Genomic DNA, 23,574 nt, shown 5'->3' with positions numbered 1-23,574 from the left:
GACCGGAACCAGGGAAGACACAGGATTCTCGTATTGTCGACTTGCGCGCTTTACGGCCGTCACGTTCAACGGATAGATTGATCGCTTCCACCCGCTTCACTCAAGAGGAATCAAAAAATGAATGCAAAAATCATGTCTCGCCTTGCCGTTTTCGCCGTTGCCGGTTCGTTGCTGGCAGGCTGTGCAAGCCAACAGGGCACCAACACGGCAGTCGGCACGGGCGTGGGCGCCGCCACCGGCGCGGCGATCGGCGCGATCTTCGGCGGCGGCAAGGGCGCGGCGATCGGCGCGGGCGCTGGCGCAGCGGTCGGCGGCATCACCGGCTACAACTGGCAAGCCATTCACAACAAGCTGTCGGGCGCTACCAAGGGCACCGGCACGCAGATCACCGAGCAGCCGGACGGCTCGCTCAAGCTGAACATCCCGAGCTCGGTCACGTTCGACACCAACAGCTACGCCATCAAGCCGTCGTTCGCGCCGGTGCTGGATCAGCTGACGCAGACCATGCAGCAGAATCCGGAACTGATCGCTCAGGTGATCGGCTACACGGATAGCACGGGTCAGCCGGCTTACAACCAGACGCTGTCTGTCAACCGCGCGGAAAGCGTGACCGGCTATCTGGGGCAACGCGGCGTCGCGCCGCAACGCCTGTCGGCAAGCGGCATGGGCCAGAACCAGCCGGTCGCTGACAACAACACCGAAGCCGGCCGTGCAGCAAACCGTCGCGTGGAAATCTATCTGCGCGCCACGGCTCAACACGCCACGCAATAAGGGCAGAGCCTGAAAGAGGACAAAGCCGCCAGGTGCCTGGCGGCTCTTGCCGCCGGCCTTTGCCGTCTCGTGCCGCCTTTTACCGCCGGCGTCCGGCGTCGGGCAAACCGTAAAAAGCAGACGAAAGAAAATCTCGCACGAGAACGAAAAAATTTTCGAACTCTGCCGAAAATCCGCGGTCTGTCTTTACGGTACGTGGCTGGCGAAGCCGCCGCGTCACCATTCTCCTCTTGTCGTTGTTGCTCCGGGGTTAATAGCCCCGGTTTTTTTTGGGCGCTCGCTTTTCGCCTCGCAGGAAGTCCCCTTGGGGGACACACCGTCAAGCCCAGGCACCGACCCAGCCGCGTCCCAAGCGGCCTAAGTGGCCCAGCGCGCGCCGGGCGCGTGCCCTGCTAGAATCAACGTTTCGTCCCACCGCAGGCTCCCACCATCCTTATGTCAGCACCCGCAACCGATCTCTCCGCAGGCGCGCCGTCAGGCCGTCGCCAGGTTCTCGTCACGTCGGCCCTTCCGTATGCGAATGGGCAAATCCATATCGGCCATCTGGTCGAATATATCCAGACGGACATCTGGGTCCGGACGTTGCGAATGCACGGGCACGAGGTCTACTACGTGGGCGCCGACGACACGCACGGCACGCCGGTCATGCTCCGCGCGGAAAAGGAAGGTCTGACGCCGAAGGAGCTGATCGACCGCGTCTGGCAGGAGCACAAGCGCGATTTCGACAACTTTGGGATTTCATTCGACAATTACTACTCGACCGATTCCGAGGAAAACCGCGTCCTGAGCGAATCGGTCTACCTGGCGCTCAAGGAAGCCGGCCTGATCGAAGCGCGCGACATCGAACAGGCCTACGACCCCGTCAAGGAAATGTTCCTGCCGGACCGCTTCATCAAGGGCGAATGCCCGAAGTGCGGCGCGAAGGATCAATACGGCGACAGCTGCGAGGTATGCGGTTCGACTTACCTGCCGACCGAACTGGTCAATCCGTATTCGGTTGTCTCGGGCGCGACGCCGATTCGCAAGACCTCGACGCACTACTTCTTCCGCCTGTCCGATCCGCGCTGCGAGAATTTCCTGCGCGCGTGGGTCAGCGGCCTCGCGCAGCCGGAAGCCACCAACAAGATGCGCGAATGGCTCGGCGACGCTGGCGAAGCCAAGCTCGCCGATTGGGATATTTCGCGCGACGCGCCGTATTTCGGCTTCGAAATTCCGGGCGCGCCGGGCAAATATTTCTATGTGTGGCTGGACGCACCAGTCGGCTATTACGCGAGCTTCAAGAACCTGGCCGTTAAGCGCGGCCTCGACTTCGACGCGTGGGTTCGCAAGGGCTCGACCGCCGAGCAGTACCACTTCATCGGCAAAGACATTCTGTATTTCCACACGCTGTTCTGGCCGGCCATGCTCGAATTCTCGGGCCACCGCACACCGACCAACGTGTTCGCGCACGGCTTCCTGACGGTGGACGGCGCAAAGATGTCAAAGTCGCGCGGCACGTTCATTACCGCGCAAAGCGTGATCGACACGGGCCTGAATCCGGAATGGCTGCGCTACTACTTCGCCGCCAAGCTGAACAGCACGATGGAGGACCTCGACCTGAACCTCGACGACTTCCAGGCGCGCGTGAACAGCGATCTGGTCGGCAAGTACGTGAACATCGCGAGCCGAGCCGCCGGCTTCCTGATCAAGCGTTTCGACGGCCGCGTGCAGGACAGCGCCATGCAGCACCCGTTGCTCGCCACGCTGCGCGCCGCCGTGCCGCAAATCGCCGCGAACTATGAGGCGCGCGAGTACAACCGCGCGCTGCGCCAGACCATGGAACTGGCCGACGCGGTCAATGCGTACGTCGACACCGCCAAGCCGTGGGATCAGGCGAAAGACCCGGCCAACGAGGTCGCATTGCACGAAACCTGCAGCGTGAGTATCGAGGCGTTCCGTCTGCTTTCGCTGGCGCTCAAGCCGGTGTTGCCGAAGCTGGCGGAAGCGGTGGAAGCCTTCCTCGGCATCGAGCCGTTGGTGTGGGCCGACGCGAACGTGCCGCTCTCCTCCACGCGCCCGATCAACGCGTACAAGCATCTGATGACGCGCGTCGACCCGAAGCAGATCGAGGCGCTCATCGCAGCGAATCGCGACTCGCTGCAAGCCACGCCGGAAGCTGCGGCGCCAGCGGATGCGAAGGCCAAGTCGAAAGCAGCGAAAGCGGCCGCTGCCGATAAAGATGAAGCGCCCGGCGTCATCTCGATCGACGACTTCGCCAGGATCGATCTGCGCATTGCGAAGATTGTCGACTGCAAGGCGGTGGAAGGCTCGGACAAGCTGCTGCAACTCACGCTCGACGTCGGCGAAGAGAAAACGCGCAACGTGTTCTCGGGCATCAAGTCGGCCTACCAGCCGGAGCAACTGGTCGGCAAGCTGACGGTGATGGTCGCGAACCTCGCCCCGCGCAAGATGAAGTTCGGCATGTCCGAAGGGATGGTGCTGGCGGCCTCCGCAACTGACGAGAAAGCCGAACCGGGTCTGTACGTGCTCGAGCCGGATAGCGGCGCGAAGCCGGGCATGCGCGTGAAGTAAGCCAGCCGCAGGTTCGCGGCTTTCGTAAAAAAGCACGTCTTCGGACGTGCTTTTTTCTTTGATGCGCGCCGCCTGCCACTTACAGCGCAGTGGCAGTCGTTGCAGCGATGCGCGCTATACGCAGGTATGTCATCACCCTCTTTGCAATATGCAAAACTGGTTTGAACCGGTCCAGTGTCCCATCACTGCCCCGGACGTTGCCCACAACCCGAGGACCATATCATGCGAGTTCAAGGATATAGCGCAAGCGCACCGCTCCCACTCACCGAGGAGAATTCACCTTCGTCCTCTTCGGACATCGCACAAACTGCGAAGCAAAATACGCCTAGCGCAGCCACGCAAGCGCCGCCCTCCCCACGCATCCGGACTTCGGCGCTCGCAAATCACGTGCAGCATCTCCTTGCCCCCCTGGCCAATGAAACTGCACGTTCACATCTGTCACCGGAAAGCAGGCAGATCGCGTCGCCAGATTCCGCAAACGATCAACCGCCGCAGCGGGTCAGGACACGACGCGGAGGGCGGCTCCCTCCTACGGGCGTGGCCGGTCTTCCGCCAGAAGCTACGCAGGTCCCGTATCGGGGGGCGGTCATCAATCTGAGGCCAAGCGCCGCGCCCAACAACTCACCGGAAGTACGGGAACACTATGCCACCTTCGATAGCATGTATCGCCCCTCCTACGATAGTAGAGCACAAGTCACCGCAGACCGCTTGGCTCCGGCGGCAGGGCCAAACGTACCGCGGGACTTCGGCACGACGATGGCGACCATGGCAACAGCCGCCATTAATTCGGTGCCGCACGGTAGCAACCTGCTCGAAGCGGCTGCCGAAATCTACGACATGTACGCGAACGGGGGCACGGACAGGGAACATGTGCTCACCAGCATCGAGGGCTATCACCACGACGGCGAGTGGAACGGCGACGCGAGAGAGCTCGCGCACTACATCAGGCATCCAGGCGCCGCGGGACTGGAAAACGAGACCGCTGTGGTGGATGACCTGGCTCGCCATTTTTCCACGCCCTACAACCCTCATGGCGAAGCAATGGGACATCCCGAGACGTTTGCGCTGATAGGCTACGCGCCCGTCAACGATAACATTCCAGGGCGTGACAACTGGTCTCCGTCCGTGGTGTTTGCCGTGCAGCGATTACACACAACCGGCGATTACCGCAACGACAGGTATGCGCTCTACAGCCCCTACGACGGCGCCTTCCTCTACGAGAATTTCAATCAGTTAGCCTACGCTATATCCAACACTCCGTTAAACGAACCGGACACCCCGAATCCCGTTCATGCATACACGTCCTACTACGCGATGCAAAATGTGCTGCAGCACCCCATGGCAGAAGAACGCCTCGGCGACATCGGCGGCAGCTACGGAATGCCGGCCCTTCCAACGCTGCGCCCGCAGTCGTCCGGCGGCGCCGCGCCGCCTATGGCAATGCCATCCCTCACACCACCGCGGGCGGACTTGCCGCCACCGCCCGACTTCGACCAGCCGGGACCATCGGGCTATCAGCCGCGACCGCGCGACGACCTCAAACGCAGTGCCGACACCGAAGGCGAGCGCCAGCCAATGGCGCTATACCGCCCTTCCATCGTCACGCCGGCAGAGCTGAAGAAGCTCGGTCGCTTCAGCGCCGAACAGACTCCGCTCGGCAAGGTCAACCTCGACCTGCACAATTTCGACGTCGCGACCAACCCCTCCGTGATCGACGGTGCCGGCTATCTCGGCACCTTCCGTAAGCTCGAAACAGCACAGCAGAATCCGGCACTCGTCGACGCGAAGAACGGCTATGTCTATGCGGTCGCGCCCACGCCCAACATGGTCGACGTCAATGCCTCGCTCAGCGCGAATGCCCGCAACCCCGATACCGGCGAAGTCGCCGCAATGGGCCGCATCGACTACACGCAGATTCGCGGCTGGCAGAAAATGGAAAACGGCAAGCTCGGGAAGTTCACGGCCAATCCCGACTATCGCTGGGACGTCTACGACCAGACCCGTACCGCCGGCGCCCAGCCGCAACTGTCGCGCTTCGCCGCCGACAACCCGGCATGGAGCGACAGCGCGCATCGACCGTTCGCCACGACGCAGACACACAACGACACCACCACTTATGTGCCGACGCAGGAGCCAAACCTGACTCAAGCGACCTTCTACAACCACGCGTTGGAAAAAATTGGCTACCTGAACGACCAGCAGGCCAAGGGCCAGGATTATCGCGGGCCGGTGGAACTCATCGCTCACAACGGCGCCTACGGCACGCTACAGGCCAACGTCCACACACCGGCAGGGCAGCTCTTCTCGCCCAACGGCCCCGGCAACACCGACGTCACAGTCACAAACAGAGCAGCCGACGTGGGCGGTTATCACACATTCCGCATGGGCGACGACGGCCGGTTTCACACCAAGGTACTCGGCGAAGACGAAGTCTTGCGGGTGGGCAGCGACGGCTTTCTGAATCTCGACTACGCGCCCAAGGATCCGCAAAACAGGAATGGCGTGTTCCGCTACCAGGATAACCGTCTGGTTCACGAAGAAGACCACAAGGTGCTCACCTATTCCAATGCAGGCTATGCGTATGTGAGTGACCATGACTATGACAGCAGCTATTCGCAGTGGAAGCTGACCGGCAGCAGCAATAAGTCCTATGCGCCGCCGAAGAGCATCTACTCGTATCACGACAACAGCGCCGGCAGCGCCCGAACGCAGTATGAATTCGACAAGGACCCAGATTTGGCTTTGCCCACTGGAGCGACCCACTTCGTGACGTCCTTGCCCGGCGGCCCGTCGACCTATGAAGACACCGGCTCGTTCATACGCAACGCCACTCAGGACCAACAGCAGGAGCGAGCCAACTGGCTCAATCGCAACAACGCGGCGCTGCTGTTCAAAGACGGCTTCTATCTCACCGCGACCGGCGAGCACACCCTGGAGGTACGCAATCTGCAAGGCAACACTATCAAGACCGTTCAAACCGATGCCGCGTCGCAGAACGACGCATCCGGGATCAAGTCCGATTACTCGATATCCGATCGGACATGGTCTCGCCTGCAGAGCGAGCAGGACCGCAGGAAGAAGTTTGAAGAACTGAGCACGACCGCGTATGCCGCGCAGTGACCGCGGATGATCGACGTATGAGAGCGCCGCGCCTGTGCATTACCGGGCGCGGCACACCAGGTGTCACCACCGGATCCGGTCGAAGCGCCGTGTATAAAGCAGTGCCATGCCGTCGAACGTGCCGCCATATGCCGCGACCGACCAATAGCGCGTGAGGTTCACCGTCGCCTTGATCGCATTGCTCGCCGACTGCAGACCTTGCTCGTAGCCGATCACGAGCCACTCGTTGATCGCCTTCGACACCATCACCACCTGCGGATCGGTCAGGCCGACTTCGCTTCGGCCGATCGAAAACTCGTCGAGCCCGATGGTCTGTGCGATCCGTTTGCCGCTCGCGCTGCCGAGCAATGCGAGCGCCGTCGTCATGGTGCTTTGCTGACCGAGGTTATTGCCCTGATCCGTGCCGTGTCCAAACAGCAGCCATGAGAGCTTTTCGTTATCCGGCACGGACGGCTCAGAGATCAGCTTCGCCACCGGGAACTGAACCGTGCCCGTGACCTGCACGCCCGCCTCGACCTGCTGATTGCGGCGCATTGCCAGGATGTTGATGCCCGGATTGGCAACCGGACCGTTGAACGTGAAGAAGCCATTCTCGATGTTGAGCTTGCGGCCGAACGCGGTATAGGTCGAGCCCTTTGTCACGCGGACATTGCCGACCGCGCGCAACGGCAGGTTCGGTGCGCTCATCGCGGTGATCGTGCCGCTCAGGCCAAGGTCCGCGCCCATGCCGCGGAAACGGAAGCTATTGCCGAGACTGATGTCGATATTGGCGCGTGGCGCAAACGGACCGATCGGCTTGTTCGTGCCCGCCACCTGCGGCGGTGGCCGCTCGCCCGCCACCGTACCGTCCGGACGCACCACCACGACGTCGTCGCCGAGCTTCGGCGCGGACTGCTCCGGCATATCGAACAGCGCGTGATCGACCACGAATTTGCCGTTGATCGCCATGCCGCCCTCTGCCCCGCCGTTTGCCACGCTCGCGCTACCCGACAGCGACAGATTGCGGTCCGGCGCCGCGAACAACTCCAGCTTATCCGCGACGATGCTCGCGGACAGATCCGGCTGGGCACCATCCAGACGCACACGGCCGGTTGCGCGCAGCGTGCCGCTCGCGCCGTGAAACTCGACCTGCTGGAAATCCACCAGATTGTGCGAGAGCGCGATGCGCACCACGCCGTCCTTCAACTGCACACCCTGGTCGACCATCGTCGCCGACAAACCGTCGCCGATCAGCGACCCCGTCAGGTTCGGCTTGGCGACCGTGCCGCCGAGTGCGAGTTTTAGCGCGAGGTGGCCGTCGAGCAAATAGCTCGGGCCGAACAGTCCGCCGGTCGTTTTTAGCGATGGCACGTTCGCATTCACATTGCCGGTGAGCGCCCCCTCTTCGTTGACGCTCAGGAAGCCGTCACGCATCACGAGCGTGGTATGCGCGTCGGCGTCGATCACGCCGATCCGGCTGGCCTGCGCGTGGATGGTCGCATTCAGCCGGTTGCCACCACTGAACTCGGCGCGCGCGGTCATATCCGTGATACCCAGCGAGGTCAAACCACGGCCGATTTCGACCGTGACGTCGCCACCGCGACGCTTCAACTGGATGTGGCCGCTCGCGGTGCTGCCGAGCGCGAAATCCCAGTCGCCGTCGAACACCAGATCGGTTTTGACGGCCGGTGGCGTGCCGGTGATCTCGCGCCGCAGATCCTGCAGGCGCGCCAGCGAAATGTCGGTCAAGGTGCCCGCGGACTGGATCTTGCCGTGGTCGAAGGCGAACGATTTCAGGCTCAGCACCGCAGCTTCGAGCGTGAGACGCGTTGCGCCGAGCGTCAGGCGGTCCGGTCCGGCGCTGACGGCGAGCGGCGACTCGAGATTCAGCGCCGGCGTGCCCCGGTTCTGCAGGCGGGTCACCGTGCCGTCCCAGCGCGTGCCGTCGCGTGCTTCGGTCAGCTTGCCGTTGGCCGCAAGCGTCAGGTCGAGCGGACGGTCCTGCAACTTGCCGGTGGCGGCCGCCTCCAGTGAATGGTTTGCGCGCGTGCCGGACAGGCGTGCCGTGAGCGTGGTCAGATCGACGCCGCCGGCGCTGAGATTGCGCGCGTCGGTCGTGAAAACGAGCGCGCCGTTCGCGCCGTCACGCAGTTCGGCGTGACCTTCTGCATGGCCGATGCGGGTATTGCTGAACACCACGCTGTCTGCCTTGTAGTTCAGCACGACATTCGGATGCGCAAACGAGCCAGTAACGTCGCCATCCGCCGCGACGAGGCCGGCGAGGCCGAAACCGAGGCGCTCGAGTTCCGGCGCATCGACACGGAAACGCAGCCGGTCGCCGCGCGCGCCGAAGCTGCCTTGCAAGTCCACCTGATTGCCTGCCACCGAGAGATTCGCCCGGCTCGGCAGAATCCGCGAGCCGGCCAGCTGGACCACACCGCCGCCCGTCAACGGCAGGCCGTCGTAGACGCTCGGACCGAGTTTGAATTCGGCCTTGGTGGTGAAAACCGGGCCGAGCATGCCGGCCGCGGTGAGCGTGCCATTCACGCGTGCCTCGATCTTGCGGGCCGGCGGCGCACCGCGCTTGGGCGGCGGCGCTTTGCGTTGAACCACTTCGGCTCGCACTGCGGCTTTGGCGGTGTTCTTTACCGCGGCGGCGGCTTTGTCGCCAGGGGCCGCGCTTTTCGCACCGGCCGTGCTGCCCGCTTGCGCCGCGCCTTGCGCGAGCGCCTGACCTTTGGCATTGGCCGACGCGGGTGCCGGGCCGGTGACCGGCGTGCGCGACGGCATCTGCGAAGTCAGCGTCAACGGATCGAAATCGGTCAGTTGCGCTTTCAGGTTGTAGGTGGAATTCGCGTCGTGCTTGAGTGCGCCAGACAGATCGATGCGGCCTTTACCCGACGTGACACGCACGTCGTTGAAGCTCATGCGCGCGGGGTCGAAGGTCACTTTGCCTTGCGCGCGCAATCCTGCTTTCGGGTCGGCGAGATCCAGGGTCAGACTTTGCACGTCGTCGTTCAGACGGATGCCGATCGGACCGGAAAGCTGGGTGGGCCGCACGGCCGCTTCGAGGGCGTTCAGGTCGAGCCCGGCGACTAGCAGATCGAACTGACCGTGCTTGCCGGTCAGCGCGCCGCCGCCGGTGAGCGTGGCGCTCTTCACGAGCCGCACCTTCAGGTTCGAAATGCGCTGCGCCTGGGCGTCGAGGCGCACGTCGGTTTGCGCGTCGATCAAAGGCAGCAGGTTCTGGTCGATCGCCCCCGGTTTGGCGTTGACGATCGAGACATGGCCGGCGACGGCGAAACCTGCGGCGCGGGAAGCGCTGGTGGCACTCGCCGAACTTGCCGCGCCAGCACCGCTTGCGCCACTCGCCGCGCTTGCGCTACCCAACACCACCGCCCCCGCCGCGACCTGCCCCACCGGCTGCAGTTCAGCGCGCACCGCCAGATCCGCCAGCGGCGCGCCGGGCGCAAACGCCTGCGGATTGACGTGGTCGAAAGTCAGCGTGGCGCGTTGCAACGGCACATCGCCGAACGGCGTCGCCTCGACCTGGGCATGGCCGGCGAGCTTCATCCCGCTGGCGTCGAGTTCGGCGATGAAATTCTCCAGCGAGCCGCTCAGATGGCCACCCACCTGCACCGCCTCGTTGTTGACCTTGCCGGAATAGCCAAGATCGCCGGTCAGCGGAAACGGCCGCACCCCGTCGAGCTTCGCCGCCGCCGTCACCGCGCCGAACGGCGTGTCCAGCCGCTCGATCGCGGCCTCGTGATGCCGGCCGTCGCTGCGGCCATGGAACATGAAGTGGGAAAGCTCGGTCGTCGACCCACCCTGGCGCAACAGCAGTTTGTCGACCTGCACGTCGCGCACTTCGAGTTGCATCGGCAAGCGCAAATCTTGCGGCAATTTCAGCGGTCCGCTGCTGCTCGACGACGAACCGACACGGGCGTCGATCGTCCCGATATGCAGATAGTCGATCGAGAAGCGCCAAGGCTTGCGCGTCAGTCCCCAGCGGCCGGCCACGCGGTCGATCTGGATATCCGTGCCGCTGCCGTCGAGACTGCGCCAGCGCACCTGCCGGAGCTGGACGCCGTTGGCGATAGCACCGCTCCCGAGCGTGCCAGTCAGCCTGCCACCCAGCAGCTTGACGGCCGCCTGCCACGCGTAAGCCGTTCCGCGCTCGGTCGTCAGCGCACCGTACAGCAGGCCGATTGCCACGGCGACCAGCAGAACCTGCACGGCGACCATCCACGCAAGCGTTTTCAGCAACAACCGGCCGCGACAGCGCGCCGGCGGCGGCGCGTCGGGCGGGGGTTGCTGTCCGGGCGGCCCTCCAGGCGGATGAGCGCCGGGCGGCTGCGCGGGTGCTTGGGCGGAGACGTGCGTGGTCATGCGTGGATCATGTGGAAGCAGGTTTCCATCAGAAGGCGATGCCGAGGGTCAGGTACGGCCGCACGCTCCGGTTGCGGATCCCATAGGCGACATCGACATTGACCGGGCCGACCGGGCTGCGCCAGCGCGCACCGACGCCGGCGCCGGGATAAAAGACTTTCTCGCCCCAGGTATCGGTGGCGGTGCCCACGTCGAAGAACGCGGCTGCGCCCCAGTCGTGAGTGAACCAGTGCTGATACTCGGCAGCCGCTGTCACGAGATATTTGGTGGGCAGCACCGAGCCGTCGACGTTATTGCCGATGCTCTGATAGCTGTAGCCACGGATCGAATTCGAGCCACCCGCGCGGAATAGCAGCGAAGCCGGAATCCCGCTCGAACTGCCGCTCGTGAACACGCCGCCGAGTTCGGCACGGAACAGCACGAGGTCTTCCCTGCCGATTGGCAGGTACTGCTGGCCGCGGGCATAGCCGCGCACGAACGTCTGGTCGGTCAGCACGCCTTTGACCGCGAAGCCCGCTTCGACGTGAATCAGGTTGCCCGAACGCGGGAACAACGGATCGTCGGTATTGCGGCGGGTCCACGACCATGACGGCACCAGCGCGCGGCTGGTAGTCGGCGCGGCCGCGTTCTGATCGAGCCGGTCCTGGTAATAGAGGATCGCGTAGTTGTAGTCGATGAATTGCGACGTACGGGCCCGCTGCACGCCACCGCGGATACTGTAGATGCGCGTGTCGGACACGTCGGTCGTGGTGTAGGAAGCCAGCACGCTATTGGTCCACGCGCGCGGCCCCGGTGGCATTGCGAGCTGGATTTGCCCGTACTGCTGGATCTGGTCGATGCGGCCGTCGACCGTGAACGGCCACGCTTTGCCGAACGTGTCGAGATAGGAATACGAACCCTGGATCAACGGGCCGTTGTCGGTCGAATAACCGACCCCGCCGCGCATACTGTTGTACGGATATTCCGACACCTTCACATGCACCGGCGTATCGACCGGTTTGGCCGGGTCGCTATCCACGTCGATCGCAACGCTCGCGAAGTACGGCGTGTTCTGCAACTGCCGCTGCAATTCGGCGACGCGCTGCACGTCGTAGATATCGCCGGCCGAAATCGGATTCACATTGTCGACGATCTGTTCCGGATAGCGCCGCGTGCCGGATACGTCGAGCTTGCCCATGGTGAAGGTCGGGCCGCTGTCATACGTCACCGACAATTTCGCTTCGTGCGTGCGCGGGTCGATCCGCGCCTCTGAGTGGTAGATCTTCGCGCCCACGTAACGGCGCGCCTGCAACGCCTTGAGCGACGCGTTTTTTGCGTCGTCCCAATTGCCTTGCGAAAACGGATCGCCTTCATGCAGTGAAAACGCGAAACGCGCGGCGTTTTCCTGCGCCGGATCTTCGGTCAGCACCGGACCGCGAAACGACAGCGAAATCGACGTGATGAGGGTTTGCGGGCCGGGATCGACGCTCACCGTCACGCGTTTTTTGTCGTCGACGGTTCGCACGTCGGTGCGCACAACCGGCGTGAAATAGCCCTGCGTGGCGGCCAGATCGCGCACCTGCTGGGGGATGGCGGTAATCAGAAATTCGAACTGGTCGTCGCTGATGTCAGGACGTTTGGCGAAACGCGCCACGTCCAGGTGCGCTTCGAGCAGCTTGCGCAGCGAGCGCGGCGTGGCTTCGATATCGACCTTGTAGCTGGCGGCCGCGCGCCGCGCTGCGTGCGCGTCGACCGCGGCAAGCATGAGCATGAAGATGCCGAACGCCAGCCACGTGCGCAGCCAGCGCCGAACGGACAGCGGATGCCCAGACTCGTCACCGGTTTTGCCGCGCCGCACTCGCGGCGCTTCGATCGCGCACCCCGCCAAACAGGACCTCCGGCCGTGGTTGATGAATTCTGTCGCTCGGGGCCGCCGCGGCGGCCGAAGCTCGCTATTTGACCACATCGGCGAAGCCGCGCCATCTCTTAAAGGAGCGTTTGCAGCGTGAGGCGCGGCGAGCCCTGCGGGCCGGTACACCGCGCCGGCCACCGTTTTTCGACCACGCGCGGCGCATGCGGTAAAATTATGGAATAGCAGCGATGCCGCGCGGGTTCCCGCCAGCCAGCCGCCATCCCCCAAACCACGGACGTCTAGCCATGTATCAATCGGACATCACCCAATTCCTGAACCAACTCAAGCAGCAAAAACCGAATCTGGAAGCCGAGCAGCGCCGTGGCCGGTCGCTGCTGTGGGACAAACAGCCGATCGACCTCGAAGAACGCGCCGAGCAGAAAGCCTCGCGCGTAGAGCAGACGCCTTACTCGTACTATCAAAACTTCTAAGCGCGTGAGTCACGCCGACGAGGCAAAGAGCGCCGCGCCGGTGCCCGACGCCGCGCTTGCCGCGCCCGCCACCGATTCGACGCCGGACATCGTGGACGGCATCGCTTTCGCACGCCTGTACGGCGAGCCGCTCTTCAAGCTGCCGACGGATCTGTACATTCCGCCGGATGCGCTCGAGGTGTTCCTCGAAACGTTCGAAGGCCCGCTGGATCTGTTGCTGTACCTGATCCGCAAGCAGAACTTCAACGTGCTCGACATCCCGATGGCGGATGTCACGGTCCAATACCTCGGCTACGTCGACCAGCTGCGTCAGACCAATCTCGAACTCGCGTCCGAGTATCTGCTGATGGCCGCGATGCTGATCGAGATCAAGTCGCGCATGCTGTTGCCGGTGAAAAAGGCCGATAGCGGCGACGAAGCCGAAGATCCGCGCGCGGAACTGGTGCGCCGCCTGCTCGAATACGAGCAGATGAAGCTCGCCGCCCAGCGCATCGACCATCTGCCGCAGCTTGGCCGCGATTTCCTGCGCGCCGAGGTGTATATCGAGCAAAGCATCACGCCGCGCTTTCCGGATGTGGATAGCGAAGACCTGCGCGCCGCGTGGGCCGACGTGATCAAGCGCGCCAAGCTGGTTCAGCATCACAAGATTTCGCGCGAGGAATTGTCGGTGCGCGAGCATATGAGCACGATCCTGCGGCGGCTGCAGAATGCGCGCTTCATGGAGTTCTCGGATCTGTTCGACACGAGCAAAGGCGTGCCGGTGGTCGTGGTGAATTTCATCGCCATGCTCGAGTTGTGCCGTGAGTCGCTCATCGAAATTACTCAGGCCGAGCCGTTCGCACCGATTTATGTGCGCCTCGCCTATCTGCCGGCCTGAAGCCGGGAAACGGGGCTTGCGTGCGCCATCGCTGCAGCAGACGCCTCGCTGCGGTGCGGCCGCGGAACAAATCCACTACTTCGGTGCGCCCCCGGAACAAATCCACTACAATCCGGCGCTCCGAACCTGTCATTACAAGTGAGGCCGCCGGTCACGCAAACCCTGAGTTTTTGCGCCAACCGGGTCTCGCCCCGCGCAAGGAAATCCCTGTCCGATCATGAAAGTCATCAGCTCGATCCATGAATTGCGCGACCAGTTGCGCGGCCAGAATCGCACCGCCTTTGTGCCGACCATGGGCAATCTGCACGAGGGCCATCTGTCGCTGATGCGCCTCGCGCGCCAGCACGGCGATCCGGTGGTGGCGAGCATCTTCGTCAACCGCCTGCAGTTCGGCCCGAACGAAGATTTCGACAAATACCCGCGCACGCTCGAAGCCGACATCGAGAAGCTGCAGAAAGAAGGCGTCTATGTGCTGTTCGCGCCGACGGAACGGGATCTGTACCCGGAGCCGCAAGAGTATCGCGTGCATCCGCCGCACGATCTGGGCGACATTCTCGAAGGCGAATTTCGGCCGGGTTTCTTCCAGGGCGTGTGCACGGTCGTGATGAAGCTGATGTCGTGCGTGCAGCCGCGCGTCGCGGTGTTCGGCAAGAAGGATTACCAGCAGCTGATGATCGTGCGCAGCATGTGCCACCAGTTCGCGCTGCCGACCGACATCATCGCCGCGGAAACCGTGCGCGACACCGACGGCCTTGCGCTCAGTTCGCGTAACCGCTTTTTGCAAACGGCCGAACGCGCCGAGGCGCCGATGCTGGCCGCCGAGCTCAATCGCGTGCGCGATGCGGTGCTCGCCGGCGATCGCGACTTCGCACAACTCGAACAGGCGGCGATGGCCGCACTGGCTGCGCGCGGCTGGCAGCCTGATTACATCGCGGTGCGCAAGCGCTCGAATCTGCTGCCGCCGGGCACGCAAGATACGAATGCGGAGTTGGTCGTGCTGGCTGCCGCCAAGCTCGGCACCACCCGTCTCATCGACAACCTCGAAATCTGAAGCCATCTTAGTCTGCGCAAACGCGCATAAGAAGCCACAAGGGATTGGTCATGCAACGCAATATGCTGAAGTCGAAAATCCATCGCGTCGCGGTCACGCACTGCGAACTGCACTACGAAGGTTCGTGCGCGATCGACGAGGACTTGCTGGAAGCCGCGAATATTGTTGAAAACGAGCGGATCGACATCTGGAACATCAATAACGGCGAGCGCTTCTCGACGTACGCGATCAAGGGCGAACGGGGCAGCGGCATGATCTCGCTGAACGGTTCGGCCGCGCGGCGCGCGCAACTGGGCGATCTGGTGATCATCGCGGCGTTCGCGGTGGTCGACGAAGCGGAACTGAAGGCAGGCTGGAAGCCGGATCTGGTGTTCGTCGACGACAACAACAAGATCAAGGGCAGCCGCGATCACGTGCCGACCCAGAACTGGACCTGAGCTGAACCTGAGCCGGCCTCTCGCCGCACGGTCCCATTCAGCGGGCGGCCGCGCTGCCTGCTGATTTACTTCAAGCCTTCTTGCCGGCGCCGTTGGTCCATTGGATGATCGGTTGCCACTGCTCCAGATCCTTCTCCACGCGGCTTTTCGCGACGTCCCACAAGGTCAGGCCGTGCGCCGCCAGTTGCACGTAATTCTGGGTGTCGCGCAGAAAACCCAGCACCGGCAGCTTCAATCCCTCGACAAAGCGATGCAGCTGCTCCGCTGAGCGCGTGCGCGCGTCGACGCGCATCCCCACCACCCCGATCTCGATCGCGCCTTTCCTGACCGCTTTCTCCTTCGCCAGCCGCTCGAGAAAGTCCTGGGTGGCGAGAATATCGAACATTGACGGCTGGAGCGGCACGATCACCTTGTCGGCCAGATCCAGCGCGATATTCAGGCGGTTGCCGTGCAACCCGGCCGGTGTGTCGATAACCGCATGTTCCAGACCTTTGGGCGGTTTGGCGGGGTTTTCAAGGTCAACCTCCCAGGTCTCGATGGGCGGCAACGCGGCCGGCCGCAGCGACAGCCACGCGTGCGCGGACTGTTGTCTGTCCATGTCCGCCAGCGCGATCCATTCCCCTTGCGACGCGAAATAGCCGGCCAGATTGGTGGACAGCGTGCTTTTGCCCACACCGCCCTTCGGATTCGCCACCACAATTACCGTCATGAATTCTCCCGGAAAGAAGGCTGGGCGCCGCCAGCCGGTTTACCGCGCAGTTTGCTCTGACTTGCGCCAACGTGTCCTGATCCGCATCGGTTTCAGGTTCACCCGCCGATCCCGCCGTTGATAATATCGATAAATGCACCGGGGCCGAAGCCCCCAAACGGCTATTGACCGCCCTGCCCCCCCTGATTTTTCCATCGAGGCCCCCCATCTCATGAGCACACTTCGTCCGGAATACAGCATCGAGCGCCTGCACGAACGTCAGAAGGGCAAGCTGCCCGGCTTGCTGGGCGTGCATGTTCTGGCGCTGGAGCAAGGCACTCTGACCGCGGAACTGACGGTGCGCCACGAATTGCTCGCGCCGAACGGCTTTTTGCATGCCGCCACCGTGATCGGCCTCGCCGATACGGCCTGCGGCTATGCATGCCTCGCGCACCTGCCTGAGACGGCGCGCAATTTCACGACCATCGAGCTGAAAAGCAATTTTCTCAGCACGGCGACGGAAGGCACGATCCGCGCGGTCGCCAAGGCCGTGCATCTGGGCCGCAGCACGCAGGTGTGGGACGCCACCGTCACCGCTCCGAACGGCAAGACGATGGCGCTGTTTCGCTGCACGCAAATCCTGTTGTATTGACTGACCGACGCCGGGACGCGGACCACCGCCCGATTGACCTTCATCACCCGATCGCAGCAAAAAGCTTCGCAAGATCGAGGTGCTCGGCGAGCGTGTCAGCCAGACGGTCCAGCGAAGCCTCACGCAACGCCGGGTAGTCGATTGTCCCGGCGTCGCTTAAGCCCGCCCACGCGAGCAGTGCGGCGCATGCGGCCGGCGTGTCGAACAGGCCGTGCACATAGGTGGCGAGGATCTGGCCATCGGCCGAGATCGCGCCGTCGGGACGGGCGCCGTGCGTTTCGCCCAATTGCAGCGCGGGCGAACTCAGCGCCGGACCCTGTGTCTCGCCCATGTGAATCTCGTAACCGGCGACCTCGGGCGAACCGGGCAATGCGAGTCGCCCTGTGACATTCTTAAGCGTTTTTTCGCGCATCAGCACTGTCGAGTAATCGAGCCAGCCGAGGCCCGCGCTCGTGCCAGGCGCGCCTTCCACGCCGTGCGGATCGGCCACTTCGCGTCCGAGCATCTGCATGCCGCCGCAAATCCCGATGACCCGGCCGCCGTAGCGCAAATGCCGTTGCAGCACCGCATCCCAGCCTTGCGCACGCAGAAAGGCCAGATCGCCCGGCACATTCTTCGAGCCTGGCAGGATGATCAGATCGGCCGGCGGAGGCGGCGTGCCGCTTCGCACGTAATGAAAGTCGACTTGCGGATGCGCGCGCAGCGCGTCGAAATCGGTGTGATTGCTGATGTGCGGCAGCACCGGCACGACCACTCGCAACATCGGGCCCAGATCGTCGCTTTCGCCGCTTTGCGCGGCGCGCAGTTCGGGCGGCAGCATGTCTTCGGCGTCGAGCGTCAGGCCGTGCAGGTAGGGCACCACGCCGAGCACCGGCTTGCCGGTCTTCGCTTCGAGCCAATCGAGTCCGGGCTTGAGCAAACTGGCGTCGCCGCGAAACCGGTTAATGATGAAGCCGCGCACACGTGCCTGCTCGCTTTCCGAGAGACACGCGAGCGTACCGGTCAAATGCGCGAACACGCCGCCGCGGTCGATGTCGGCCACCAGCACGACCGGACAGTCGACCGCTTCAGCAAAACCCATATTGGCGATATCGCGGTCGCGCAGATTGATCTCGGCAGGACTGCCCGCGCCTTCGACAAAAATCGTGTCGTACGCCGCTTGCAAACGCGCATACGACTCCAGCACGGCCTCGAAGGCGACCGGCTTGTAGTCGTGATACGCGCGCGCATCGAGATTCATGCGCGCCTTGCCGTGGATGATCACTTGCGCGCCGCGGTCGCTGGTCGGCTTGAGCAGCACGGGGTTCAGATCGGTGTGCGCGGCGATGCCCGCGGCCACCGCCTGCAGGGCCTGCGCACGGCCGATCTCGCCGCCGTCGACCGTCACCGCGCTATTGAGCGCCATGTTCTGCGGCTTGAACGGCGCGACCCGTACGCCGGCGCGGCGCGCCAGCCGGCACAAACCCGCGACGAGCGTGCTCTTGCCTGCATCGGACGTGGTGCCCTGAATCATCAGCGTGCCGCGCGGCACAGGTACGGCGGGATGCGGGATCGAAGTGGTGGTCACGGAATGTCGGGTTCGGCGGTGAATGGGCAATAAACCCAGGTAATGAACGCAGGCAATGAACGCGGCATTATCCCATCGTGCCGGCACGCGCTGCACGCCGGTACAATCACGCGATGATTCCCCGCGACCTCACCTTCGTTCTCGGCGGCGCCCGTTCGGGCAAGAGCGTGCATGCCGAACAACTGGCGAACGACAGCACCCTCCCCGTCACGTACGTCGCCACCGCGCGCGTGGCTGACGACGCCGAATTCAGCGCGCGCATCGCGCATCATCGCGAGCGGCGTCCGGCGCATTGGGCTTTGCACGAAGCGGGCGTCGATCTCGCCGGCGCCGTGGCGCAAATCGACGCACCCGGCCATTGCATTCTGATCGACTGCCTGACGCTGTGGCTCGCCAACCTGCTGTGCCCACCTGAGGGCGACGGCTTGCCGGTCGATCAATATCACGCGCATTTTGCTGCGCTGGAAGCGGCGCTCATCCACGCCAAAGGCAAGATCATCGTGGTCAGCAATGAAATCGGTCTGGGCGTAGTGCCGCTCGGCGCGGCAACGCGACTCTATGTCGACGAACTCGGGCGGCTCAATCAGCGCATCGCCGCGTTGAGCACCCAGGTGACGATGATGGTCGCGGGCTTGCCGCTCGCCTTGAAAACAGAGGGCAGCGCGTGATGCTGTCGCTTCCTCTGATCGTTACGCTGGCAACGGCGGGCGTCGCCGTCGACCGTTGGCTCGGTGAGCCGCGCACCGCGCATCCGCTGGTCGGCTTCGGCAAATGGGCGATGCGCCTCGAAACGCGTTACAACACCGGCCGGCGTTTGCGGCTCAAGGGACTGCTCGCGTGGTCGCTGGCGGTCATGCCGCCGGTGCTGATCGCCTGGTGGCTCGTTTCCGTGCTGCCGTTTGTTGCAGCCTGCGCGGTGCATGTCGTGTTGCTGTGGTTTGCGCTCGGCGCACGCAGTCTGCACGATCACATTGCGCCGATCGCCGAGGCATTGGCGCGGCGCGATCTGGCGCAAGCGCGTCTCTTGACCTCGCGCATCGTGTCGCGCGAAACCGCTCATGCCGACGAAGCGGCACTGTCGCGCGCCGCCGTCGAATCGGCGCTCGAAAACGGCAATGACGCGATCTTCGGCGCGCTGTTCTGGTTTGCGATCGCGGGCGGTCCAGGCGCGCTGGGGTTTCGTCTGGCCAACACGCTAGACGCCATGTGGGGCTACCGCACGCCGCGCTATCTGCGCTTCGGCTGGGCCGCCGCGCGCCTCGACGACGTGCTCAACTGGATTCCCGCGCGCCTCACCGCGACGAGCTATGCCTTGCTCGGCGACACTCGCACGGCGCTGCGTTGCTGGCGCGAACAGGCGCCGCGCTGGGACAGCCCGAACGCCGGGCCGGTCATGGCGTCAGGCGCGGGCAGTCTGAACGTGTTGATCGGCGGCCCCGCGGTGTATCACGGCGCGCTTGAACACAGACCAACGCTAGGTTTCGGACACCCCGCGAACGCCACGCATGTTACGGCGGCGTTGATGCTGGTTGAACGGACGGTCATTCTCTGGCTGGCGGTACTGATCGTGCTGGCGTTGCTGAGTGCGCCCTTTCATGGTTGATCGAACCGCTACTCACAAAGCTGATACCGGCACCCCGCTCAACGCCGTGGTCCACGGCGGCAATCTGCACGAAGCGGCGGAGCGTTACGGCATTCCGTACGCGCAATGGCTCGACCTGTCGACGGGCATCAATCCGCACGGCTATCCGGTGCCGCCGGTTCCCGCCGATGCCTGGCGCCGCCTGCCCGACGAAGGTGACGGTTTTGCCGCCTGTGCCGCCCGTTACTATGGTGCGCCGGACGCCGCGCACGTGCTTCCCGTAGCGGGGAGCCAGGCGGCGATTCGCGCACTGCCCTCACTGCTGCCAGGTGCCCGGGTTGGCATCGCGCCGCTCACGTACAGCGAATATGTGCCTGCATTCGAGCGGGCAGGACACGACGTCGCGCCACTGGATGTGTCCTGGGACACCTTGCCCGACACGCTCACGCATGTGGTCATCGTGAATCCTAACAATCCGACCGCGGAACATCTGAGCGCCGACAAGCTACTGCACTGGCATGCGCAACTCGCCGCGCGCGGTGGCACGCTGCTGGTCGACGAGGCTTTCGCCGACACGATGCCTTCGGCGTCGCTCGCGGCAAGCACCCATCGCGATGGGCTGATCGTGTTACGTTCACCGGGAAAATTCTTTGGGCTCGCCGGTGTGCGCGCTGGCTTCGTACTCGGTGCGCCGGCTTTGCTCGACGCATTGCGTCGTACGCTCGGGGCATGGACTGTCAGCGGCCCGGCTCGGCATGCCGTCAAGGCCGCGTTCGAAGACGAATTGTGGCAACAGCAGATGCGTACGCGGCTCGATGCGGAAAGCGCCCGTCTGGCGAGTCTGTTGCAGGCACACGGTTTCGCCACACACAGCACGCCGCTCTTCGCGTGGACCGACGATGCGCGCGCCGCCGCTCTGCACGAAGCGTTAGCGCGGCGCGGCGTGTGGACACGTCTCTTCACGGCATCGGGCAGTGTGCGTTTCGGGCTGCCTGCGAGCGATGCGGAATGGGCGCGTTTCGAAGAGAGTTTGCGCGAGGCTGTTCGATGACTCGGCGCCCACGCTTTGCCATTGCTGCGGCACTTTGTGCGAGTACGCTGCACGCGCACGCCGCCATCACGGTCATCGACGACACCGGCGCAACGGTCACACTGCCTGCGCCCGCACAGCGCGTCATCAGTCTCGCGCCGCATGTCACCGAATTGCTGTATGCCGCGGGCGGTGGCGCGAAACTGGTCGGCGCCGTGTCCTACAGCGACTATCCGCCCGAAGCGAAGCAGCTGCCGCGCGTCGGTGACAACAAGGCGCTCGACCTGGAACGGATCGTTGCGTTGAAGCCCGATCTGATCGTCGTATGGCGGCATGGCAATGCGCAGCGCCAACTCGATCGCCTTCGTGAAATGCATGTGCCGCTGTTCTTCAGCGAGCCTCATCGTCTCGACGACATCGCCGTGTCGTTGACCAAGCTCGGGCAATTGCTCGGCACCTCGCCGATTGCCGATGCAAGCGCTGCGGCATACCGTCAGGACATCGCACGATTGCGCACGCAGTATGCAAGCCGGCCGCCTGTCGGCGTGTTCTATCAGGTGTGGGACCAGCCGTTGATGACGCTCAACGGCGACCATATGGTCAGCGACGTGATTGCGCTATGCGGCGGCCGCAATGTGTTTGCGAAACTCGAGCCGCTGGTGCCGACCGTCTCGACTGAAGCGGTGCTCGCAGCGAATCCGGAAGCGATCTTCACCGCCGCGCCCGGCGCGACCAAACCGGACACGACCCTGCCGCAACTCGACACATGGCGTGCATGGCCGAGTCTGAAGGCGGTGGCGAACAACAATCTGTTCGCCGTCGACGGCGATCTGATCAACCGGCCGGCGCCGCGTATTGCGCAAGGGGCCAGGCAAATATGCGAAGACCTCGACCTGGCGCGCTCCCGAAGGAAGAACAGCGCGCAGTGATGCCGCGGCAAAGCCGTGCAGCAAGAAGTGCCGCGTGCGTTAGCGCGAGACGGCGTCTGCCCGCTTGAATGGCCAGCGCTCGAATTCGGATAGCCGCAATCGATAACGCGCGACATTGCCGAGATAGAGTTGATCGAGATCGGACTGGATTGCGTCGATGAACGAAGATACATCCGCTGCGTCCACCCGATTCTGCGCAAGCGTTTCGATCTCACCGCGCGTGCCGGCAAGGCCGCCGCGAATCACCTCCTGCACGGCCTCAATCAACGCATTGCGATACTTGAGGCGAAACGCGTCCGGCTCGCCGATCGATTGCCGAATCGCCAGATAACGCTGACACGAGCGCTCGTACGCCCAGATGAAGACATCGCGCAACAACTCGACGCGATTGGTCTCGTACACACCGAGTGTGCCGTCGACGTAGGCCTTTTCGGGAACGTCGATGAACGACAGCGGACACAGATTCTGCCGGATCAGCGGGATATTCGCGGTCAGACGCGAGACCCGTTTGTTGACGTCTTCGAACGGCTGCAGATACGGCAGGTGCACCATGCCGAAGAAAGCCTGCTCGAAGGGGTCGTCGATCTGCGCGGCCTTGTTCAACACCGCCTCGAAGCATTCCGCGATCTGCTGCGGCACGGCGAGCGGAAAAAATACGGTGCCGCTGATCTCCACTTCGCGCGCGCGCAAACGGCCGCTGGCGAACGGATCGGACATCAGGTTGTCGGAGAGAATCGCGTGAAGGTTCAGTACGGTGAATCGATTAAAGCCCACTTCGTCCGCGCTCTCGACAATCATTTCGATCGCGGCCTTATGATTCAGGATCATCTGCGTTTCCTGAGCGTCCTTGCCTTGCGCAATGAGCCCTTGCTCGATCAGCCGCACGGTATCGAGCCGCGTGTAGGTATTGCCCTCGAGCCGTGACGACGCCCACGATAAATCGATCAGAAGCCGGCTCATGATGTCGCGCGCGTACGTGCCGGCCGGCCGCACATCCGCCGACGTGCGGCCCCACTCATGCAGGCGTGCACGCTGCGCTTGCGATAAATACGCATCCTGATTCGGACGATAGCGTTCGAGAAACGCGCGGTTATAGCCGACCGGCCGGCGCTCGTGCAGCGGCCTGTTCACTTCTGCGCGCACCTCGAGTCCCGCACTCGACACGGGCACGTAGGCTTCGCCGGAAGTGCTTGCGCCGGTGACGACCTGTGCGGGGAAAACAGCCGCGCTGGAAGCGGCGGCCTGCTTGTAGACCACTGCCCGCCCAGCACCTTCCGAGATGATCCGGCCAGCTTCGAGCAACATGTCGAGACGACGTTGCAGCGTGCGGCGCTGCATGGGATGCCGGCACGCGGCAAGTGCCGCTGCCAGCGCACGAACGCCCCGCCCCTCAGCGCTCGCAGCGATGAGGGGCTCGATCAGATCCAATTCCTGCTTGATGCCGTTGCTGTTCATGCGCGCCACCCTCGAGCCTATGTGGCGCGATAAATCCTAATCGCGCCACTTTCTCTTGGCATTGTGGCACAAATCGAGCTAAACGCGCCACTCCAGGCTTAAAAATGGCGCAACTTCTGGTTTCGCGACAAATTTCCTGAAAAAGTGTCACGAA

General features: G+C 63.6%; 17 protein-coding genes. 12 read left to right on the top strand and 5 right to left on the bottom strand.

What is annotated here, in order from left to right; translation table 11 throughout:
* The first annotated feature begins 117 nt into the window (after positions 1 to 117).
* From P3T22_RS11630 to P3T22_RS11620, 3 genes are all read left to right on the top strand, one after another.
* A complete protein-coding gene (locus P3T22_RS11630) occupies positions 118 to 771 on the top strand; it encodes an OmpA family protein (protein WP_429325032.1) in 654 nt (217 codons plus the stop codon).
* Positions 772 to 1,206: 435 nt separating this feature from the next.
* Positions 1,207 to 3,342, top strand: a complete 2,136-nt coding sequence (gene metG / locus P3T22_RS11625) for a methionine--tRNA ligase (protein WP_429325031.1) — start codon at positions 1,207 to 1,209, stop codon at positions 3,340 to 3,342.
* A 387-nt stretch (positions 3,343 to 3,729) separates the two neighbouring features.
* Entirely contained in the window at positions 3,730 to 6,462 is a 2,733-nt protein-coding gene (locus P3T22_RS11620) for an enterotoxin A family protein (protein WP_429325030.1), read from the top strand.
* A gap of 63 nt (positions 6,463 to 6,525) precedes the next feature.
* Here P3T22_RS11620 and P3T22_RS11615 read toward each other — a convergent pair whose 3' ends face one another.
* Together P3T22_RS11615 and P3T22_RS11610 are read right to left on the bottom strand one after the other, a co-directional pair.
* Positions 6,526 to 10,830, bottom strand: a complete 4,305-nt coding sequence (locus P3T22_RS11615) for a translocation/assembly module TamB domain-containing protein (RefSeq protein WP_429325029.1) — start codon at positions 10,828 to 10,830, stop codon at positions 6,526 to 6,528.
* A 28-nt stretch (positions 10,831 to 10,858) separates the two neighbouring features.
* Complete coding sequence (locus tag P3T22_RS11610) at positions 10,859 to 12,697, bottom strand: autotransporter assembly complex protein TamA (protein ID WP_429325028.1); 1,839 nt, start codon at positions 12,695 to 12,697, stop codon at positions 10,859 to 10,861.
* A 269-nt stretch (positions 12,698 to 12,966) separates the two neighbouring features.
* On the opposite strand from P3T22_RS11610, the gene P3T22_RS11605 reads away from it, so the two are divergent.
* From P3T22_RS11605 to panD, 4 genes are all read left to right on the top strand, one after another.
* Positions 12,967 to 13,152 (top strand): DUF3460 family protein, encoded by a 186-nt coding sequence (locus tag P3T22_RS11605; protein ID WP_054035105.1) that lies wholly within the window; start codon positions 12,967 to 12,969, stop codon positions 13,150 to 13,152.
* A 4-nt stretch (positions 13,153 to 13,156) separates the two neighbouring features.
* The gene (locus tag P3T22_RS11600) at positions 13,157 to 14,029 is read left to right on the top strand and encodes a segregation and condensation protein A (protein WP_429325027.1); all 873 of its coding nucleotides are present in this window, start codon (positions 13,157 to 13,159) and stop codon (positions 14,027 to 14,029) included.
* A 217-nt stretch (positions 14,030 to 14,246) separates the two neighbouring features.
* A complete protein-coding gene (gene panC / locus P3T22_RS11595; RefSeq protein WP_429325026.1) occupies positions 14,247 to 15,080 on the top strand; it encodes a pantoate--beta-alanine ligase in 834 nt (277 codons plus the stop codon).
* A 50-nt stretch (positions 15,081 to 15,130) separates the two neighbouring features.
* Positions 15,131 to 15,517 (top strand): aspartate 1-decarboxylase, encoded by a 387-nt coding sequence (gene panD / locus P3T22_RS11590; protein ID WP_012432059.1) that lies wholly within the window; start codon positions 15,131 to 15,133, stop codon positions 15,515 to 15,517.
* Between the two features lie 70 nt (positions 15,518 to 15,587).
* Here panD and P3T22_RS11585 read toward each other — a convergent pair whose 3' ends face one another.
* Positions 15,588 to 16,226 carry a ParA family protein gene (locus P3T22_RS11585; protein ID WP_063495062.1) on the bottom strand — a complete coding sequence of 213 codons (639 nt, stop codon included), beginning with the start codon at positions 16,224 to 16,226 and terminating at the stop codon, positions 15,588 to 15,590.
* 211 nt (positions 16,227 to 16,437) lie between these two features.
* Between P3T22_RS11585 and P3T22_RS11580 the strand changes: the two genes are divergently transcribed.
* On the top strand, positions 16,438 to 16,857 hold the full coding sequence (locus P3T22_RS11580) for a PaaI family thioesterase (RefSeq protein WP_429325025.1): 420 nt from the start codon (positions 16,438 to 16,440) through the stop codon (positions 16,855 to 16,857).
* A 43-nt stretch (positions 16,858 to 16,900) separates the two neighbouring features.
* Here P3T22_RS11580 and P3T22_RS11575 read toward each other — a convergent pair whose 3' ends face one another.
* Positions 16,901 to 18,370, bottom strand: a complete 1,470-nt coding sequence (locus P3T22_RS11575) for a cobyric acid synthase (protein WP_429325105.1) — start codon at positions 18,368 to 18,370, stop codon at positions 16,901 to 16,903.
* A gap of 167 nt (positions 18,371 to 18,537) precedes the next feature.
* On the opposite strand from P3T22_RS11575, the gene cobU reads away from it, so the two are divergent.
* Genes cobU through P3T22_RS11555 form a run of 4 tightly spaced genes read left to right on the top strand, consistent with a single transcriptional unit; the run spans position 18,538 to position 21,965 of the window.
* Positions 18,538 to 19,092, top strand: a complete 555-nt coding sequence (gene cobU, locus P3T22_RS11570; RefSeq protein ID WP_063497825.1) for a bifunctional adenosylcobinamide kinase/adenosylcobinamide-phosphate guanylyltransferase — start codon at positions 18,538 to 18,540, stop codon at positions 19,090 to 19,092.
* The gene (gene cbiB, locus P3T22_RS11565) at positions 19,092 to 20,027 is read left to right on the top strand and encodes an adenosylcobinamide-phosphate synthase CbiB (protein ID WP_063495059.1); all 936 of its coding nucleotides are present in this window, start codon (positions 19,092 to 19,094) and stop codon (positions 20,025 to 20,027) included. Before cobU ends, cbiB begins: the two co-directional genes overlap by 1 nt.
* Complete coding sequence (cobD, locus tag P3T22_RS11560; protein WP_063495058.1) at positions 20,020 to 21,057, top strand: threonine-phosphate decarboxylase CobD; 1,038 nt, start codon at positions 20,020 to 20,022, stop codon at positions 21,055 to 21,057. Before cbiB ends, cobD begins: the two co-directional genes overlap by 8 nt.
* Complete coding sequence (locus tag P3T22_RS11555) at positions 21,054 to 21,965, top strand: cobalamin-binding protein (RefSeq protein WP_429325024.1); 912 nt, start codon at positions 21,054 to 21,056, stop codon at positions 21,963 to 21,965. Before cobD ends, P3T22_RS11555 begins: the two co-directional genes overlap by 4 nt.
* Before the next feature lie 39 nt (positions 21,966 to 22,004).
* Here P3T22_RS11555 and P3T22_RS11550 read toward each other — a convergent pair whose 3' ends face one another.
* The gene (locus P3T22_RS11550; RefSeq protein ID WP_429325023.1) at positions 22,005 to 23,420 is read right to left on the bottom strand and encodes a Fic family protein; all 1,416 of its coding nucleotides are present in this window, start codon (positions 23,418 to 23,420) and stop codon (positions 22,005 to 22,007) included.
* Positions 23,421 to 23,574: the final 154 nt, after the last annotated feature.

The sequence above is a fragment of the Paraburkholderia sp. GAS348 genome (assembly GCF_050434205.1).
Classification (GTDB): domain Bacteria; phylum Pseudomonadota; class Gammaproteobacteria; order Burkholderiales; family Burkholderiaceae; genus Paraburkholderia.
The sequence above is the reverse complement of the archived record's forward strand: the minus strand, read 5'-3'. Positions and strand labels throughout refer to the sequence as shown.

Excerpts from the sequence above, each read along its gene's own strand:
- P3T22_RS11630 (WP_429325032.1), top strand. The coding sequence starts at position 118 with ATGAATGCAAAAATCATGTCTCGCCTTGCCGTTTTCGCCGTTGCCGGT.
- metG (WP_429325031.1), top strand. The coding sequence starts at position 1,207 with ATGTCAGCACCCGCAACCGATCTCTCCGCAGGCGCGCCGTCAGGCCGT.
- P3T22_RS11615 (WP_429325029.1), bottom strand. The coding sequence starts at position 10,830 with ATGACCACGCACGTCTCCGCCCAAGCACCCGCGCAGCCGCCCGGCGCT.
- P3T22_RS11605 (WP_054035105.1), top strand. The coding sequence starts at position 12,967 with ATGTATCAATCGGACATCACCCAATTCCTGAACCAACTCAAGCAGCAA.
- panC (WP_429325026.1), top strand. The coding sequence starts at position 14,247 with ATGAAAGTCATCAGCTCGATCCATGAATTGCGCGACCAGTTGCGCGGC.
- panD (WP_012432059.1), top strand. The coding sequence starts at position 15,131 with ATGCAACGCAATATGCTGAAGTCGAAAATCCATCGCGTCGCGGTCACG.
- P3T22_RS11585 (WP_063495062.1), bottom strand. The coding sequence starts at position 16,226 with ATGACGGTAATTGTGGTGGCGAATCCGAAGGGCGGTGTGGGCAAAAGC.
- P3T22_RS11580 (WP_429325025.1), top strand. The coding sequence starts at position 16,438 with ATGAGCACACTTCGTCCGGAATACAGCATCGAGCGCCTGCACGAACGT.
- P3T22_RS11575 (WP_429325105.1), bottom strand. The coding sequence starts at position 18,370 with ATGATTCAGGGCACCACGTCCGATGCAGGCAAGAGCACGCTCGTCGCG.
- cobU (WP_063497825.1), top strand. The coding sequence starts at position 18,538 with ATGATTCCCCGCGACCTCACCTTCGTTCTCGGCGGCGCCCGTTCGGGC.
- cbiB (WP_063495059.1), top strand. The coding sequence starts at position 19,092 with ATGCTGTCGCTTCCTCTGATCGTTACGCTGGCAACGGCGGGCGTCGCC.
- cobD (WP_063495058.1), top strand. The coding sequence starts at position 20,020 with ATGGTTGATCGAACCGCTACTCACAAAGCTGATACCGGCACCCCGCTC.
- P3T22_RS11555 (WP_429325024.1), top strand. The coding sequence starts at position 21,054 with ATGACTCGGCGCCCACGCTTTGCCATTGCTGCGGCACTTTGTGCGAGT.
- P3T22_RS11550 (WP_429325023.1), bottom strand. The coding sequence starts at position 23,420 with ATGAACAGCAACGGCATCAAGCAGGAATTGGATCTGATCGAGCCCCTC.